Raw genomic sequence first — 17,444 nt, forward strand, 5'->3', positions numbered from 1 at the left:
CTGATGCTTTAGTGATTTAGTCGATTCTGCCTGCACCATCACTGGCTGAGCATAAATAAATAATGGCCTCAAGCCCCGTTTGTTCTGGGTATTTGGCTTCAATAGCGTTGACAACAGCATCGGTAAGTTCATGATCAATTAAGGCTACAACGCAGCCATCACTCATACGAACACCGCCACGGTTGCCAATGACGTCTTTAACAATACCGACAAGGGTATCGATTTCTTGCGTGGAAATGTCGAAATCGGTTTTCATTGAGTCATGAGATTGTGCCATCAACTGACTGAAACGTGTTATATCATTTTGCTCAAGTGCTCTAGCAGCATTTACAGTACGTTGATTCTCAGTTAACACATGCCTTGCTCGACAAAATAGCGTGTCACCTAGGGCATGCTTTTCACGATTTAGCTGCACCAAACTGACTTCTCTTAATGACTCAATGGCTAATAGGTCGTTAATTTCGGCACACTCTTTTTTGCGTGCTTCAAATCGTTCTATTAAACTTTGGCGATCGATATGTGGATCGACAATTAATAAACTGAGATTTTCAGGGATCGAGACAGGCTCACTATCAAGCTCTAAACAATCAATGAGTAGGGCATGATCAGCTTCAGCCAAGGCGCTAATGGTTTGATCCATAATTCCTGACTCAGTTTTTATAAAGCGGTGTTCGCCACGTTGCGCTATTTGGGCAATAGCAAGTGGTGATAAGTGCAGTTGACTGGCATAGCTGATAGCGGTGCCAAAAGCGACCTCTAAGGCAGCAGAAGATGACATGCCAGCACCTAAAGGCACATTGCCAACAATCGCTAAATCAAGCCCTTTTGCTTTTAGGCCCGATTGAAACATCGACGCGGTAAATCCTTTTAAATAATTACCCCAGCTATTACTGTCTTGGCTGGTACTTTCTTCACCAAATTTCCACTGTATTATCTGACCCGGAAACGCATCAGTTACAGCACGAAATGTATTGTCACTGCGCTCTTTAACAGCGATGACAGTGTGAAAATTAATTGCAGCGGGTAAAACAAATCCTTCGTTATAATCCGTGTGTTCGCCAATAATATTGACGCGACCTGGTGCTTGATAAAGGTCGTCAGCCGTAGTTCCAAATGTTTGTACAAACAACTTCATGGCTTTTTGAGCAGGATTAGACATACAGTTACAGTTCCAAAGAATGCCGAATTACTTAGATATTTTTACGAGTATCGAATTGACTACTTAACTTTAAACTTAGACTAAATTGAGTTAATTGTCCGATAGATATGTGATTTATATCACGATTGGTCGGAGGTGTAACTAGGATTCACTATTTTGATTCCATTTCTGACCGAAAATGGATATTTATTAAGTAAATTCATGTCGTTTGGTGCGGCCGTTTATCTTAAAGGACTATTCTAATGCGGCTATTATTTCGTTTAAAGAACAACAGCCGTCTAGATTAACCAGTATTAAGTGCCCATTTTAGACAGCCTTCATCATGAATCGAGTTACTCTTTTTTGTTATTCGTCGACTTAATGCCGACTGACTGATACCTAACATTTGCGCGGCTGCGGTTTGATTATTTGCCGTACGGCTCATTGCTTCATCAATCAAGGCTTGGCTCATATCGGCTAACGTAGGTAAAGTCTGCGGAAAAATAATCCGACTTCCTTTAGGAGAGTTTGATGATTTAAGTGCATTAATCGCTTCCATAAATGGGGAGATGGTTAACTGCACTCCATCACTGCGACTTACTGCATCGAACACCATGCCTTTGAGCTCATGTAAGTTACCTGGGAAGTCATAATCTTGAAGCTGTGTCGCTAGATCGCTTGGTTGATGCGGCGGCGTTGAGTTCATTTCTTCAGCGGCTTGTGCGATAAAATGATTAATCAACATCGATATATCAAGTTTGCGCTGCCTTAAAGGGGGTAAATGGATTTTATGGGCACGTAAGCGATAGAGCAAATCACGCCTAAATTTACCTTCTTGGCTTAAGGCGAGTAAATCTTGTTGAGTGGAAGCTATGATGCGGCAATTGACTGGATAGGGTCTGTCACTGCCCATTGGGTAATATTGTTTTTGCTGCAAAATATCAACAAGCTTCGCTTGGCATGATAAAGGTAAATCTGCAATCTCATTAAGGTAGAGCAACCCTTTGCCTACTTGGTGTAATGCGCCAGCTTGCGATTGGCCTGGTTCTTGGCTTAAGCGCCCAAAGACCTGAAGTTCAAAAGCGCTTTCACTTATTCCTGCTAAATTGATATTAATAAAAGGGGCATCAGGGCAGCATAACTGATGGCAACTCTTTGCAAATTCATCTTTGCCCGTGCCACTTTCACCGTAAATAAGTATTGGCTCAGGGCTAAAAGCCACCGCTTCTAAATAGCGAAATTGATCAAGCAAGGCTGGCTCGCAGGTCAGAATATTATTAAACGCACTGGGCTGGGTTAACGTTTTGCTTAAAAAGCTTTCTTTTATTCTATGGTAATTACGCTCTAGCCCGACGACTTCTAAAGCACGGCGCACCGTTAATGCTAATTCAGCGACATCATCAGTTTTAATAAAGTAGTTATAAGCGCCATGTTTAATACAGCGCACCGCTGTTTCTACTTCATTGACACCAGTAACAATAATCACTCGAGTGTTGGGATACTCAAGGCGGATTTGCTCGAGTAAATCCTCGCCCGAATGAAATGGCATCGTTAAATCAAGTAACACAAGGGCGTAGTCAGTGCCTTCTAACCGACTCATCACTTGGCGGCTATCAACACAGGTGTCGATAACAGCTTCTGGTACTAAACGATTTAAGGTCACTGATAGTGTACGTAGCCATGAGGCTTCATCATCGACGAGTAAGATATTACGTGCGAGTTTCACTGTATTGGCTTCCTGCTATTTGTTGTTGATGAGCTTATTGGCGAAAAAGGCGTAGATTGTTCAGGTTCGATGGCACTAAACACCAAAGTAAACTGACTACCTTGATTGAGTGTTGAAGTGACTTTCATCTCACCGTGATGCTCTTTTAAAATACGGCTGCACACCGAGAGCCCTAGGCCGCTTCCACCGTATGAGCGACGTGTCGTGAAAAATGGCTCAGTGATCCGCTTCAGCGTCGCTTTGTCCATGCCTGAACCATTATCTTCAACACTGACATAGGCAGCTTTGCCTTTCATTGCTGTACGTAAATGGATATGGCCATTAGTGGTGTCCATGGCATGACATGCATTTTGAATAAGATTAATTAACACTTGGTGTAACTGCTGGGCGTCGCCTTTGATAATTGGACTTGGCTCAGCAAGCTCAACGGTAACTTGGAAGCGCTTAAGCTGGTTGGCGGTTAAACGCTGGGCTACGTGTACGACTTCATTTAAGCTGATTGCTTGATGGTTCGCTGACAAATTTGGTAATGCGTAACATTTAAGATCATTAACGATTCTGGAAATGCGTTTAGCACTCTCTTCTACGACCTCATTACTGTGGTTAATCTCGGCGAAAGCCGCTTGAGGCTCTAATCCTGCAATTAACCAAAACGGGTTTTGTTGTTGGTAATACTCGGCAGCAGGTTGCAGATCTTTCATTGCCTCGGCAAACAGAGCAATAGAGTGAATAATAATGCCGGTTGGGTTATTAATTTCATGGGCGACACCAGCCGATAACTCGCCTAAGGAGGCTAAGCGACTGGCTTCATCATTGGCTTGGCGCAAATGCTGTTGCTCAGTGTTTTCTTCAAGTAGTACAACGGCTTGCTCGTCAGAAATTGGATGAATTTGCACTTGCCAATACTGAGCAAGATATCCCATGTCAGCAATAAAGGACTTTTTGGAGTCAATGACGCTTTTAATACTTTCAGCTAAATCAAAAGGTGTCCCATCAATGTAATGAAACTGGCTATGAGTCAATAACTGATTATTGTCATTACTCCACAGGCACTGCATTTTTTTATCAAAGATGGTCATTCCATGAGGGATACCATCCAGCACAGCTTGGAACTGCTGCGATAATGAACGGATTTTTTGCTCGGCGATTTTACGTTGTTGTAGCTCAAGCGCTAATGCTTCAGAGCGATACTTCAAACTACGGCTTACGGAAAAGGTATACAGCATGCCCATTGCCGAAATTATCGAAATAACAATAGATAAAGTGAGCATCTTTTGGTGAGTTGAGGTGATATCAAACTTTTCTCGTCCCATGCCAAACCATTTATTGACTAATCTGTCATATTCTCCCGAAATTTTCAGTTGCCTTAGAGCATCATTGATTTCTTTCAATAACGAGGCATTGGCAGGATGACTAACAAAGGTAAATGCACCAAAAATTAATGCATCACTGGCGCTGCGCACCGATGGATATTTGGGTTGTAGCCGTCTAGCGACAAAATTCTCCGCTAGGACCACATCCACTTCTTTACTCATCAACATTTGAAAGCCTGTTTCGTACAAATCGACTTTCACTTGGGTGAAATCTTGTGGCTGATTTTTTAAAAAGATATCCACAAATGCGCCATTTTTAATGGCCACCCGTTTACCAACTAAGTCAGACCAATTATCGATGTAGTCTTCACCTTGCAAAGTAAAGGCTTTGGCATGCGTGGCATACACAGGATCGGATTGCGCCAGTTCTCGACGAAAGTTAACAGGGCTAACAACTGCAATCACATCCACATCACTGTCGCTACTGTGCATGTCACTGACTAATTGCTGAAATGTCTTGCGCCTCACTGTAATAGGCTTGTTCAACAGTAAACCAATGCTTTCCATGAGTTCCACATTAAACCCTTGATCCACGCCATTATCTCGCCACTCAAGCGGCGCAGTTGTGGAGTGCACACCAAACACAATTGCCTCTTCAGCATTAGCTGGTATGGATAGTATTAGCAGTAATAGCGCAAAATATTTCATCAAAGGATAATGGATTTACAAGAGATATTAGCTGCACTTTAGCAAATGATAATCTTTCGAACTGTGGCATTGAGCGTAAATATGACACAAAGATGAACAGTGAGATTCAAGCTTGATTTTAGTCAGTTTATTTCTAAGCTTTGACACGTCTTAGTTTGAAAGAACCAAGAAATTCAGCACCAATTGATTGTGACACGGATCACTACAGGCTATGCAAAAATGCATAGTCACCATTGAGGTTATGCGCTTTTGCATAGCCATAAATGGCAGATGTGATCCGCTGTAAAGTTTCAAATTGAGTCTGCAGAGTTTGATTGAGGCCGCATTAACCCAGAGTCAAAATAGTCTTACATCAGGTTCAATAGCAAAAGGTATGGCTTAGTGATTAAGCATGCCAAGGCGAATTAGCGTCATTGCTATTTTTAAGGAGTTACCATGAAATTAACACGATGCGCAGCCTTGTTAGCTGTACTACTTGGCTCAGCGGGGTTAGCGGGAGGCGCAATTGCAGCTGATAACCTTGCTGACTTTCACTCAGAAAATCAAGATTGTGAAAGCTGTCATTTACCAAGTGGTGAATTGTCTAATGACAGCTTAACTTATGAAAATGAACAGTGTGTGTCATGTCATGGCACGTTAGCGGAAGTGGCAGAAAGCAATACTCGTGAAAATTATAATGCCCATGAATCTCACTTCCCAGGTGATGTCGCATGTACATCATGTCATAGCGGCCATGAAAAATCAGTCGTGTATTGTGACTCTTGCCATAGCTTTGAGTTTGATATGCCGTTTGGCAGCAAATGGGAGCGCTACGAACCTACGATTGCAGAATTAGCAAAAGATGCAGCAGATCGTAAAGCGGCATTATCAGCAGCGCCAAGTGACATTGTGAATGTGGTGGTTGTGGGCTCTGGTGGCGCAGGCTTCTCAGCCGCAGTGGCAGCAACGGATGCAGGCGCTAAAGTTATTTTGATTGAAAAAGAGCCTGTGATTGGTGGTAACGCTAAATTGGCTGCAGGTGGTATGAACGCCGCGTGGACTGATCAACAAAAAGCTAAAGATATTAAAGATAGCGTTGAGTCTATGTATAAAGACACCATGAAAGGTGGTCGCGAGTTAAACGATCCTAAGTTAGTGGATGTATTAACCTCTCACTCTAAAGGCTCTGTTGATTGGATGACAGGCTTGGGCGCTGATTTAAATGATGTTGGTCGTATGGGCGGCGCATCAGCTAACCGTTCTCATCGTCCTACAGGAGGTGCAGGTGTAGGGGCTCACGTCATTCAAGTGCTTTATGATAATGCACTTAAGCGTGATATCGACATGCGTATGAATACCCGTGGTGTTGAAGTTATCAAAGATGATTCAGGTAAAGTGGAAGGTTTACTGGTTAAAGGTAAATACAAAGGTTACTACTGGATTAAAGCTGAAGCGGTCGTCATGGCAACGGGTGGATTTGGTCGTAACAATGAACGTGTTGCTAAACTTGATCCTAAGTTAAAAGGCTTTATTTCAACTAACCAGCCAGGTGCGACAGGTGATGGTTTAGATGTTGCGGGTAACGCTGGCGCAGGCATGACAGATATCCAATACATTCAAGCGCATCCTACTTTGTCAGTGAAAGGCGGGGTGATGGTGACTGAAGCGGTGCGTGGTAACGGTGCCATTTTGGTTAATAAAGAAGGTAAGCGCTTCGTTAATGAAATCACTACTCGTGATAAAGCGGCTGCGGCGATTCTTAATCAAACCGGTAAAGTGGCTTACTTAATCTTTGATGATTCAGTGCGTAAATCATTGAAGAAAATCGATAAGTACATTCAACTTGGTGTCGTGCCATCAGCTGAAACGCCAGAGAAGTTAGGCAAAATTGAAGGTATTGACGGTAAAGCACTAACGGCAACGATTGCTCAGTACAACAAGTTAGTTGCAGCAGGCAAAGACACTGACTTTGAACGTGCGAACCTACCACGTGCATTAAATGAAGGTAATTACTACGCCATTGAAGTTACACCAGGTGTACATCACACCATGGGCGGTGTCTCAATTGACGATAAAGCGGAAGTGCTCTCAGAAGATAAGAAAGTGATTCCTGGTTTATACGGTGCAGGTGAAGTGACAGGTGGTGTTCATGGTGCCAACCGTTTAGGTGGTAACGCAATCTCTGACATCATTACCTTTGGCCGCTTAGCAGGTGAGCAAGCGGCAGCCTATTCAAAAAAATAGTCATCAATTTTGAATCGGTAGTAACAAAATAGCATGACTCCCCTTCATGCTATTAACTAAAAAGTGAGCCTCATGGCTCACTTTTTTATGTCTGGTTTATCTTTGGTTACCAGTATTGGTGAGCAAGTTAAAACGCATTTTGCCTGTATGCGCGAGCAGTTTATGTAAAGCAAAGCTAATTGAACTTGTTACAGAAATCGTTAAGGTCGCAAAAATGGCAACCAAAATAACGATCTGATATTTGACTGCGATTATGGGGTCTACACCACCTAAAATTTGTCCAGTCATCATGCCAGGTAAACTGACTAATCCCGTTGTCGCCATCGATGCCAGAATCGGGGCAAAAGATTGTTGCAGCGCTGTTTGCACAAAAGGCGCTGCCGCTTGTTTAGGTGTTGCACCCAAGGCAAGCGCGCCTTGATATTGTGCTTGCTGTTGGTCAAATGCGGCAAATAATCGCTGCAGAGCAATAATATTGCTACTTAAACTATTTCCCAGCAACATTCCTGCTGTGGGTATCAAATATTGCGCATTGTAAATCGGTGTAGGCTGAAATAACCACAACATCATGATGACCAATATTGGCACAAGTCCTAGTATTAAGCCTGATATAACAGGCGCCATCAGTGGGTGTTTGGGTAAATTAGCCTTGCTGATTATGGCACTAGCTCCCACAAGTAACATCACAACAAGCCAAATGAGGTTAACCCAAAGGTTATCAAGGTGAAAAAGATACTGCAGATACACACCAATTAACGCCATTTGTACCGTCATACGAGTCACCGCAATGGCCATATCTTTGCCCAAGTGAAGCTGATAAACCTGATTAATCGCAATGGGGGCGATTAATACCAGCATAAATAACCCAAGCGCTAACCAGCTAATATCCATTTGGTGTCTCGTTTAATTGATGAATACAGTTCCCCGTCGTTGACAGGCATTGTAGATAAAATATGAGCATAAAAAAGCGCCTTATGAAACCATAAGGCGCAGATAGATTCACGTTAGCGTGTCACGCTATGCTATTACTGAGAAGCTATGGCTTACTGAGAATTTGGTTTATTTCATCAGACGCGACAGCCTTATCTTGTGAATTGTCTTGTTCGTCTTCAATGACAGGCTCTAACAACTCATGGATTACATTATCCACAAAACCTGCACCAGCAGCTTCGTACAAGTTATATACGCTGTCTACACCTTGCTCTTTGAGTGACAATGCATCTTCTGAGTACTGGACTATCGCACTAATTTTGCCTTTATACTCCAGTTTTTTCAGTTGCTCTACAGCAAACATATTCCCCACATGGTGCGGCATGGCAAGTAACACGAGTTCTAGACTTGGGGCACGCTCAAGCTTTTCCCAAAAGTCGGTATCGCTGGCATCACCTTGCACAACATTACGGCCCTCATTACGATGAAAATCGACCAAATCTTGTTTATGTTCAATTCCTAGGATTTCGCCTTTATATTTACTGCGAAGCTCATCGTAGGCGCCCGAGCCAATGCGGCCCATACCTAGAATCAAAAAGCGTGGATTGCCGACAGGAATTTGTCTGTCTTCAGGATGCAATGGGTGCTTTTCTAAGGTAGTTACTGTTGTCTGAAAACGCTGATAAATACGGTTGACGCTGGCATTGAGCGGCGCTGCAATTAAAAAGCTAATACTTAACGCTACGGCGAGAATAATCAGCCACTCAGCAGGTAACCAGCCTTTTTGCGCAGCAACAGCTGCTACGATTAAGCCAAACTCACTGTAATTACCTAAGTTAAACGATGCAAACATTGATGTACGAGCACGCAGTTTAAAGCGAGTTAATATGACAAAGAACAGCATGATTTTAAACGGCACTAATAGTACCAATAGGCCTGCTAAACCGACATCTTCAATGGTTGGTAGTCCATTTAAGCCAATGGTTAAAAAGAACGCCACTAAGAACAGTTCTTTAAAGTAATAAATTGATTTGGCCAGCTCAGAGGATTTAGCGTGACCAGCAAGCAAAACCCCCATGATCAAGGCGCCTAAATCTGGCTTTAATCCGACCGCCTCAAATACCCAAGCGCCCATGACCAATGCCATAGCAAGACCAAATAGAATTAGCATTTCACCGTGGCCAACACGATCAAACACTTTATAAATAACCGGTTTTAACAGCGGCAATAACAATAAACCAAAGGCATAAACTGAAGGAAACTCACCTTTGGAAATGGTTAAAAACAGCACCGCGAAGATATCTTGCATAATCAAGATACCAATAGCGATGCGGCCGTATAACGCTTGGCCATCGCCGTTTTCATCTAGCACTTTCACGGCAAATACCGTACTGGAGAAGCTTAATGCGAAGCTCAGCAGCAATAGTTGGTTCATTTCAAGATCAACCAATCTATCTAAGCCAACCAAGCCTAACAATTTAAGGATAGGTAAAAAGAATAGAATTGAGCCAACTAAGTGAAGACTGGAGCTGGCCCAAATCTCCGACTTAAGTAAACTTTTAACATCCAGCTTTAAGCCAATGGCGAACAGTAACAACATGACGCCTAAGTCTGCTAACTCTTGTAGCAGTGGAACACTTTCATCTTGTACGCCAAAGATAAACAGTAAGAAGCCGGCCGCTAAATAACCAATGAGCGGAGGGAGTCCCACTCGGCTGACTAGCATGCCGCAAAGAAGGGTAATAATGAAAATTGCTGGTTCCATAATGCCTTAAGTCTAGTTGTTGAAAAGAGGTTGTAGGTAAGTAGATTGTATAAGAAATTAATTAACTTGATATTAAAAATTGCGTATGAAATAAAAAAATGGCCAATTTAATTACTAAATTGACCATTTATCAGTAGTTTATTATGTGGTGAAATTATTTTTTAAGTAATAAATCTAGGTGTTCAGCAAACGGTTTAGGCCCCATAAAGCCTGTTACTCGTAAATCTTCACGTTGGTTGCCATTTTCATCAAACATCAACAAGGTAGGTAAGCCTAATACGCTGAAATGTTCTAGCAATTCCACATCAATCGCATCACTCTTAGTGACATCAGCTTGTAGTAACACCATTTGATCTAAACGTGACATCACTTCAGGGTCAACAAAGGTAATGTTTTCAAACTCTTTACACGCCACACACCAGTCGGCGTATAAATCTAACATTACGGTTTTGCCACTAATACTGGCCTTATCGAGCTCAACTTCTAAATCTTCTACAGATTTAATAATTGTAAACTCAGCATGCTCAACTTTAGCTGTTTGACTAATTTGAGTGCTCATTGAAGGCGCTTGCATCCCCAATGCAGACATTACCGCTTGGAAACCATACGAGAAACTAGCAAGCAAAGTCAGCATCAGTAGCACGCCTCGAGTGGTTTGCTTCCAGTTAAATTCTGAAAGTTTATTCTGGTGCATTAAGTAGCCTGTTAAGCTAATGCCCCAAATTGACCACAGTACATCAGACACGACGCCAGGCCAGATACGGCCGACCATCACAATCGATACCGAAATCAGTAAGAAACCGAAGATGGTCTTGATGATATCCATCCATGCACCTGCACGAGGTAACAGCTTACCACCAGATGTACCAATAATTAGAAGGGGAACACCCATCCCCATGCTTAATACATACAAGGCTAAGAAGCCTTGGAGCAGATCACCACTTTGTGCAACATAAATAAGCGCACCAGACAGCGGCGCAGTAGTACAAGGGGAGGCCACTAAGCCTGAAATCACACCCATAAAGAATACGCCAACAAGGTTGCCACCTTTTTGGTTATTCGACAGGGTGTTCATTTTGTCTTGCCATTTACCAGGTAGACGCAGCTCGTACAGACCAAACATCGATAAACTTAATAGCACAAACATGACGGCTAAGAAGATTAAGATAGCGGGATGCTGCAGCGCCGCTTGAAACTTCATTCCGGCAGAAGCTACCACTAAACCTAATAGCGAATAGGTGATGGCCATACCTTGAACATAGGCCATCGATAAGGTGAATGCTTTTGCCGTGGATAACTGCTTGCCTTGGCCAACAATAATGCCAGACAAAATAGGGTACATTGGGAATACACATGGGGTTAACGCTAATCCAATACCTAAACCAAAGAAGATAATTAAGGTCCACATTAGACTGTCGTTAGCTAACATCTGGCTCAAACTATCTTGCTGCGTAATTGGCGCTTGTGTGTCAGTGTTTTCTGAGGCGTTATCAGCCGCTTTCTTTGCTGCATAAGCATCGCCGATGATGGCTTTTTTCGTTGTAATTTTACCGTCGTTTGCTTCAACCGCATCTAAAATGACATCACGCTTGGTTGGCGGGTAACATAGCTTGCCTTCAGCGCAGCCCATAAAGGTTACTTGTACCTTGGCATCGTCAGCGGCTTCTTTTATCGCTAATGGCAATGTAACAAATGAATAGTAAACGGCTTGCTCGCCAAAGTATTCATCGTCATGCATTTTACCTTTCGGTAAATCGATATCGCCAATGACCGCACCATCTGCACTAAACTGCAGTTTATCTCGGTACATGTAATAACCGTCAGCAATGACAAAGCTTATGGCGACTTGATTACCTTTTTGCTGGTAATCAAATACAAAAGCTTCTTCAACGGGCATTAATTCAGGCTCATCTTGCAAAAAACTGAATTTATTACTGTTGCTAAAAATGTCTTCACTGTGAGCTAAGGGGGAGAGCAGCAGTAAAGTGGTAAATATAAGCGCAAATATTTTTTTCATGATTGAGAAGTTTCTTTTATCCATTGTAAATAGTTTGGCAAGCCTTGAGCGATCGGCACAGCGATTAACTCTGGTACTTCATAAGGGTGTTGTTGGATCACTAATTGTTCAATGGCATCATAATGACTGGCCAAACATTTTATGTGCATTCCTACTTCACTACTATGACAAACCTCATCCTCCCATACATAGACTGACTCCATTTGTGGATACAGTTGTACGCATGCTGCCAGTTTTGCATCGACTAAGGCACGAGCCAGTTTCTTTGCACTGGCAATATCAGGACAAGTTGTTATAACTAATAAATACGCTGCTGACATAGGGAGTCTATCATCTTTGGTTTATCTTAAAGTTAGCTTAAGCTTAATAACCTAAAATAGGTGATTGCCAAGGCTGGTATATTTATCACGACCCTTTATTGCAACTAATTTTCATTATTCACAATAAAGCAATACTGTACGATTTTTGTAATCGGTTGCATTAGTCATTAATGATTATCGTGACGCGTCTTGAATTAAGACCCGACTACCCCCATATATCGTTCATAGCCAATGAAAAAATTGAGGCCAACATGCTGTTAGTTATATTTTTAGTGTTTATTCTTGTCCCTGCTATTGAATTATCAGTACTGATTTCAGTAGGTGAAGTGTTCGGCTCATTAAATACCATTGCATTAGTGTTTTTAACTGCGATTGTGGGTGTGTCATTGGTTCGTAGCCAAGGCTTGAGCACCTTGATGTCTGTGCAATCTAAGCTTGAGCGTGGCGAAGCGCCAGGCAAAGAAATTGTTGAAGGTATGATGCTTGCTGCTGCTGGTTTATTACTGTTATTCCCAGGGTTTGTGACTGATTTTATTGGGTTATTACTGCTTACTCCCATCACTCGCTCGCCGATTGCGAGTTATATTTTTAAACGCATGCAAATGCGAGTTGTTGCTGGTGGCGGCTTTCAAGGACAAGCTGGACAAAACCCGTTTGGTCAACAAGGTTTTGGTCAAAATCCATTTGATCAAGGCCGTCATGGAGATAACGGTAATACGTTCGATGGCGACTTTGAGCGTAAATTCGATCCAAGTGAATTAACCCCAGAAACTCATCAAGTTGAAGTGAAAGATATCACGCCAAAAAGCGACGAAAAGTCAGAAGATGAAAAAACGAAATAGCGACGCGATTTAAGTCACTGCGCTATATACCTTAATGCTGACGCAATTAAGGAAAGACTGCCCATTTCATATAAATGCGACTAAAAAAAGCCGACTGAGAATACTCAGCCGGCTTTTTAGTTATGTTTTTTGTTACTGCTTGGCAAATTTAATCACTGGAATGAGCAGCGGCATCATCCATTTTTTTACCCATTATAAAAGCGCTAATGGTGCCACCAATCCAACAGAGTAAAAAGGCGTACATTGCCAATGTGGCCGACGTGGGTAAGTTGGCTGTGACACTCGTGTGCACTGCGCTATATATGGCTGTAAAGTCTAGGGCAATGTTACCTGCGACAATATCATCTGCTATGGCTTGAGCTCGCTCGATAACCACAATCATCATGGCGCATAAACTGGCAAAACAGGTGATGATAATACCCCAACCCATTGCCTTTTTGCCCAAATATAAATGTCCTGTGCCAGGGCAGACAAAGGCATTGAGTAGCGCGGCATTAATGGATTTACTCATAAATGATTCCTCATATTCTTCCTTGAATGCTTGCGTCATGACAGTCGTTTACATAAACCTGTATAACGCTACGTTATGACACATTGGGCAAGTAATACAAATTAATAAATCGTCATCTTGATAAGTTGCTTAAGCGCCTGATGTTAGATTCTAGATGGCTTAGATAACGCTGTCAGCGGAGTTTGTAACGCCACTATCACTACCGCTATTACCATTTGAATTATTATTGGTGTACTTAACCGAAGGATGTTCAGTGATCCTGCAAGCCATAATGTAACAAGCTATTCCCATAATGACGTTAGTCACTGGTATAGCAATAAGCAAGCCTTTTACGCCGCCCAAATACATTCCTAAAGCAGCCAGTGGCAACATTAATCCAAACAACCTGATGACATTAATGACTAATGACTTGAGTGGTCGGTGGTAGGCATTTAAACAGGTGGCAAACATGATAACGATAGCAAGCCAGCCGTACGCAGCAGGCAATACTTGAATATAAAAACTCAGCCAATCGATGACTAAAGGGTCGCTACTGAACAACTTAGCAATGGATTCGCCACTTAACAATATTGGAATATACATTAAGCTTTGAAACACAAATGCAAACCGTAGTGCGAGTAACATGCCTTCTTTGGCTCGCTTGTGTTGTCCAGCCCCGAGGTTTTGCCCAACAAATGGCATAAGACTGGAGGTCATCGCCATGGTGACTACAATAAATAAGGTTTCTAAGCGAATACCTGCACCATAAGCTGCCACAGCAGCTTGGTCTGCTCGTGCTAGCATGGCTAATATCACCCCATTGGCAATAGGATTTAGCATATTCATTAAGGCGGCAGGTCGTGCAATGTGACCTAATGTTTTCCAGTTCTTTTTTATCCTTAGCTTACATAAACTCATCATTTCGAGGATTTGTTTTTTAAACACTAAGATATAAACAGATACAGTAAATGAAACGACCCAAGAGACCAATGTCGCAATGGCAGCCCCTTGGATTTCTAATCGTGGAAATGGCCCGATACCAAAAATAAGGAAGGGATCTAAAACCAGATTAATGATGGCGGCAACAGACATTATAATTGCTGGTGAGCGGGTGTCACCAGTTGCTCTTATTCCTTGGTTACCGACCATTAATAAGACTAACAGCGGAGCACTGATGAACCAAATCAGCATGTAATCGTGGATCAGTGGTAACGTTTTTTCGTTTGCCCCCATTAGGGTAAACAATGGGTCAATGGCCATAATCCCTAATGACACCAGGACACTGACTAATAAAAACGTCAGTAATAGGGCATCAAACAAGAAGTTTTTCGCCTTATCATGATGACCAGCGCCAATGAGCCTTGCTAAGTTTGTTGATACAGCGGCACCAATACCTATTGCAATACTTGCAAAAACAACAGCGACTGGAAAAGTAAAACTGACAGCAGTAAGCGCATCAGTCCCTAATTGGCTAATGAAAAACGTATCTATAAGGCTTCCACCATAAATGGTGAGGATACCGATAAGGTTAGGGAAACTCATGTTAAATAGCACGCGGCCAATGGGTGCGCTGAGTAACCCGTGTTTATCTATCATTAATCTCGACTTAAACACGAAAACGGGAGGCAAATACTACCAGCATTCATTCTGTATTAATAAATACTCGCTACAAATTTTACAAAAAAATCGCAGTTTTTTAGAAAAGCCCCTTGGAACTGTGATCATCTACCCCCATATATCATTCATCAAAGGGTAAATACCCTTATCATTTGTTTAAACCGCCTCGTTTGTGGGCAGCAATCATTAGGAGAGTCCGTAGATGAATATTCGTCCATTACATGACCGCGTAATCGTAAAACGTTTAGAGGTTGAGTCAACTTCAGCTGGTGGCATCGTATTAACTGGTAGTGCTGCAGAAGTTTCAACACGTGGTGAAATCCTAGCTGTAGGCAATGGTCGCATCTTAGAAAACGGTGAAGTTAAAGCCCTTGACGTAAAAGTCGGCGACGTAGTGATTTTCAATGAAGGTTACGGTGTGAAGAAAGAAAAGATTGATGGTGAAGAAGTTCTTATCCTATCAGAATCTGACTTAATGGCAGTTGTAGGTTAATCCTAATTATTAACTCGCTTTCAATCATCAACAAATTTTAAGGAACAGACAAATGTCAGCAAAAGAAGTTAAATTTGGCAGTGACGCTCGCGTTAAAATGCTAGACGGCGTAAACATTCTTGCAAACGCAGTTAAAGTGACGTTAGGTCCTAAAGGTCGTAACGTTGTTTTAGACAAAAGCTTTGGCGCACCGCTAATCACTAAAGATGGTGTATCGGTAGCAAAAGAAATCGAACTAGAAGATAAGTTCGAGAACATGGGCGCACAAATGGTGAAAGAAGTTGCTTCTAAAGCCAATGATGCTGCTGGTGACGGTACAACTACCGCTACTGTTCTTGCACAATCAATTGTGACTGAAGGTCTTAAGGCTGTTGCCGCGGGTATGAACCCAATGGATCTTAAGCGTGGTATCGACAAAGCCGTTGTTGCCGCTGTAACTGAGCTTAAAGCATTGTCTCAAGAGTGTTCAGACTCTAAAGCGATTGCTCAGGTTGGTACTATTTCAGCTAACTCTGACGAATCAATCGGTGAAATCATTGCCACTGCAATGGAGCGCGTCGGTAAAGAAGGCGTTATCACTGTTGAAGAAGGCCAAGCACTAGAAAACGAATTAGACGTTGTTGAAGGTATGCAGTTTGACCGTGGTTACCTATCACCATACTTCATCAATAAGCCAGAAACTGGCAGCGTAGAGTTAGATTCTCCATTTATCTTATTAGTTGATAAGAAAATCTCTAACATCCGTGAATTACTACCGATTCTTGAAGGTCTAGCAAAAACAGGTAAGCCATTGCTTATCGTTGCAGAAGACGTTGAAGGTGAAGCATTAGCAACATTAGTTGTGAACAACATGCGTGGCATCGTTAAAGTGGCTGCTGTTAAAGCACCAGGCTTTGGTGATCGTCGTAAAGCAATGCTACAAGATATTGCAATCTTAACTGGCGGTACAGTTATCGCTGAAGAAATCGGTCTTGAAATTGAAAAAGCGACATTAGAAGATTTAGGTACAGCTAAGCGCGTAGTTATCACTAAAGATAACGCAACCATCATCGATGGTAACGGTGAGCAAGCTCAAATCTCTGCACGTGTATCGCAAATCAAGCAGCAAGTTGAAGAATCAACTTCTGACTACGATAAAGAAAAACTTCAAGAGCGTATGGCTAAACTTGCTGGCGGCGTAGCTGTTATCAAAGTTGGCGCAGCCACTGAAGTTGAAATGAAAGAGAAAAAGCACGCGTTGAAGATGCACTACACGCAACTCGCGCCGCAGTTGAAGAAGGCGTTGTTCCTGGAGGTGGGGTTGCACTAGTACGTGTTGCTTCTAAAATCTCTGAAGTTGAAGTGATCAATGAAGACCAAAAACACGGTGTAATGATCGCACTACGTTCAATGGAAGCACCACTTCGTCAAATCGCAACTAACGCAGGTGAAGAAGCGTCAGTTGTAGCAAACACTGTTAAAAACGGCACAGGAAACTACGGTTACAATGCTGGTAACGACACATACGGCGACATGCTAGAGATGGGTATTCTTGACCCAACTAAAGTAACCCGTAGTGCATTACAGTTTGCCGCTTCTATTGCGGGTCTAATGATCACAACTGAAGCAATGGTAGCGGAAATTCCACAAGAAGCTGCAGCGCCTGATATGGGCGGAATGGGCGGTGGTATGGGCGGCATGGGCGGCATGATGTAAATCTAACTGGTTAAAATCGTTTATAGCTGCGTTACCTTGCCACTCGTTTATGAAAAGCTAAACGTCGTAGCAAGAAGCCTTGCTCTAAAGCGATTTTTCCTGCGTTAGATGATTATGTTGGTCTGAAGCTCAAAAGCTTAGAACCGAACTTCTTGTAAAAGAAATTG

General features: G+C 42.4%; 12 protein-coding genes and 1 pseudogene. 4 read left to right on the plus strand and 9 right to left on the minus strand.

Annotation, left to right across the window (positions count from 1 at the left end):
* Positions 1 to 16 precede the first annotated feature (16 nt).
* The 3 genes from galK to ACGEDC_RS11090 all read right to left on the minus strand — a co-directional run bounded on the left by galK (position 17) and on the right by ACGEDC_RS11090 (position 4,822).
* Positions 17 to 1,159 (minus strand): galactokinase, encoded by a 1,143-nt coding sequence (gene galK, locus ACGEDC_RS11080; protein ID WP_055022867.1) that lies wholly within the window; start codon positions 1,157 to 1,159, stop codon positions 17 to 19.
* A gap of 283 nt (positions 1,160 to 1,442) precedes the next feature.
* Entirely contained in the window at positions 1,443 to 2,864 is a 1,422-nt protein-coding gene (locus ACGEDC_RS11085; protein ID WP_394493220.1) for a sigma-54-dependent transcriptional regulator, read from the minus strand.
* Positions 2,861 to 4,822: an ATP-binding protein gene (locus ACGEDC_RS11090; RefSeq protein ID WP_394493222.1), complete on the minus strand. Its 1,962-nt coding sequence runs from the start codon at positions 4,820 to 4,822 to the stop codon at positions 2,861 to 2,863. The genes ACGEDC_RS11085 and ACGEDC_RS11090 overlap by 4 nt, the downstream gene beginning before the upstream one ends.
* Before the next feature lie 498 nt (positions 4,823 to 5,320).
* Between ACGEDC_RS11090 and ACGEDC_RS11095 the strand changes: the two genes are divergently transcribed.
* Complete coding sequence (locus ACGEDC_RS11095) at positions 5,321 to 7,108, plus strand: flavocytochrome c (RefSeq protein WP_394493224.1); 1,788 nt, start codon at positions 5,321 to 5,323, stop codon at positions 7,106 to 7,108.
* Between the two features lie 96 nt (positions 7,109 to 7,204).
* Here the strand turns inward: ACGEDC_RS11095 and ACGEDC_RS11100 are convergent, their stop codons facing one another.
* From ACGEDC_RS11100 to cutA, 4 genes are all read right to left on the minus strand, one after another.
* Positions 7,205 to 7,999, minus strand: a complete 795-nt coding sequence (locus ACGEDC_RS11100; protein WP_394493226.1) for an ABC transporter permease — start codon at positions 7,997 to 7,999, stop codon at positions 7,205 to 7,207.
* 145 nt (positions 8,000 to 8,144) lie between these two features.
* Positions 8,145 to 9,803: a cation:proton antiporter family protein gene (locus ACGEDC_RS11105; RefSeq protein ID WP_080914772.1), complete on the minus strand. Its 1,659-nt coding sequence runs from the start codon at positions 9,801 to 9,803 to the stop codon at positions 8,145 to 8,147.
* 154 nt (positions 9,804 to 9,957) lie between these two features.
* Positions 9,958 to 11,820 (minus strand): protein-disulfide reductase DsbD, encoded by a 1,863-nt coding sequence (locus ACGEDC_RS11110; protein ID WP_394493228.1) that lies wholly within the window; start codon positions 11,818 to 11,820, stop codon positions 9,958 to 9,960.
* The gene (gene cutA, locus ACGEDC_RS11115) at positions 11,817 to 12,140 is read right to left on the minus strand and encodes a divalent-cation tolerance protein CutA (protein ID WP_394493230.1); all 324 of its coding nucleotides are present in this window, start codon (positions 12,138 to 12,140) and stop codon (positions 11,817 to 11,819) included. The genes ACGEDC_RS11110 and cutA overlap by 4 nt, the downstream gene beginning before the upstream one ends.
* Positions 12,141 to 12,391: 251 nt before the next feature.
* Here cutA and ACGEDC_RS11120 point away from each other — a divergent pair, with 251 nt between their 5' ends.
* Positions 12,392 to 12,982 (plus strand): FxsA family protein, encoded by a 591-nt coding sequence (locus ACGEDC_RS11120; RefSeq protein WP_119967774.1) that lies wholly within the window; start codon positions 12,392 to 12,394, stop codon positions 12,980 to 12,982.
* A 148-nt stretch (positions 12,983 to 13,130) separates the two neighbouring features.
* On the opposite strand, the gene ACGEDC_RS11125 is transcribed toward ACGEDC_RS11120, so the two are convergent.
* Complete coding sequence (locus tag ACGEDC_RS11125) at positions 13,131 to 13,493, minus strand: hypothetical protein (protein ID WP_055022859.1); 363 nt, start codon at positions 13,491 to 13,493, stop codon at positions 13,131 to 13,133.
* A 159-nt stretch (positions 13,494 to 13,652) separates the two neighbouring features.
* Positions 13,653 to 15,068 (minus strand): MATE family efflux transporter, encoded by a 1,416-nt coding sequence (locus ACGEDC_RS11130; RefSeq protein ID WP_055022858.1) that lies wholly within the window; start codon positions 15,066 to 15,068, stop codon positions 13,653 to 13,655.
* Between the two features lie 223 nt (positions 15,069 to 15,291).
* Here ACGEDC_RS11130 and ACGEDC_RS11135 point away from each other — a divergent pair, with 223 nt between their 5' ends.
* Both ACGEDC_RS11135 and groL read left to right on the plus strand, forming a co-directional pair.
* Positions 15,292 to 15,582: a co-chaperone GroES gene (locus ACGEDC_RS11135; RefSeq protein WP_055022857.1), complete on the plus strand. Its 291-nt coding sequence runs from the start codon at positions 15,292 to 15,294 to the stop codon at positions 15,580 to 15,582.
* Between the two features lie 52 nt (positions 15,583 to 15,634).
* Positions 15,635 to 17,277 (plus strand): annotated as a pseudogene (gene groL / locus ACGEDC_RS11140) (chaperonin GroEL).
* The last annotated feature ends 167 nt before the right edge of the window (positions 17,278 to 17,444 follow it).

The sequence above is a fragment of the Shewanella sp. ENK2 genome, from assembly GCF_043568515.1.
Lineage (GTDB): Bacteria > Pseudomonadota > Gammaproteobacteria > Enterobacterales > Shewanellaceae > Shewanella > Shewanella japonica.

What these genes read in the sequence shown, in the direction of transcription:
- ACGEDC_RS11125 (WP_055022859.1), bottom strand. Translation starts at nt 13,493, where the DNA reads ATGAGTAAATCCATTAATGCCGCGCTACTCAATGCCTTTGTCTGCCCT.
- ACGEDC_RS11095 (WP_394493224.1), top strand. Translation starts at nt 5,321, where the DNA reads ATGAAATTAACACGATGCGCAGCCTTGTTAGCTGTACTACTTGGCTCA.
- ACGEDC_RS11110 (WP_394493228.1), bottom strand. Translation starts at nt 11,820, where the DNA reads ATGAAAAAAATATTTGCGCTTATATTTACCACTTTACTGCTGCTCTCC.
- ACGEDC_RS11135 (WP_055022857.1), top strand. Translation starts at nt 15,292, where the DNA reads ATGAATATTCGTCCATTACATGACCGCGTAATCGTAAAACGTTTAGAG.
- cutA (WP_394493230.1), bottom strand. Translation starts at nt 12,140, where the DNA reads ATGTCAGCAGCGTATTTATTAGTTATAACAACTTGTCCTGATATTGCC.
- galK (WP_055022867.1), bottom strand. Translation starts at nt 1,159, where the DNA reads ATGTCTAATCCTGCTCAAAAAGCCATGAAGTTGTTTGTACAAACATTT.
- ACGEDC_RS11130 (WP_055022858.1), bottom strand. Translation starts at nt 15,068, where the DNA reads ATGATAGATAAACACGGGTTACTCAGCGCACCCATTGGCCGCGTGCTA.
- ACGEDC_RS11100 (WP_394493226.1), bottom strand. Translation starts at nt 7,999, where the DNA reads ATGGATATTAGCTGGTTAGCGCTTGGGTTATTTATGCTGGTATTAATC.
- ACGEDC_RS11120 (WP_119967774.1), top strand. Translation starts at nt 12,392, where the DNA reads ATGCTGTTAGTTATATTTTTAGTGTTTATTCTTGTCCCTGCTATTGAA.
- ACGEDC_RS11105 (WP_080914772.1), bottom strand. Translation starts at nt 9,803, where the DNA reads ATGGAACCAGCAATTTTCATTATTACCCTTCTTTGCGGCATGCTAGTC.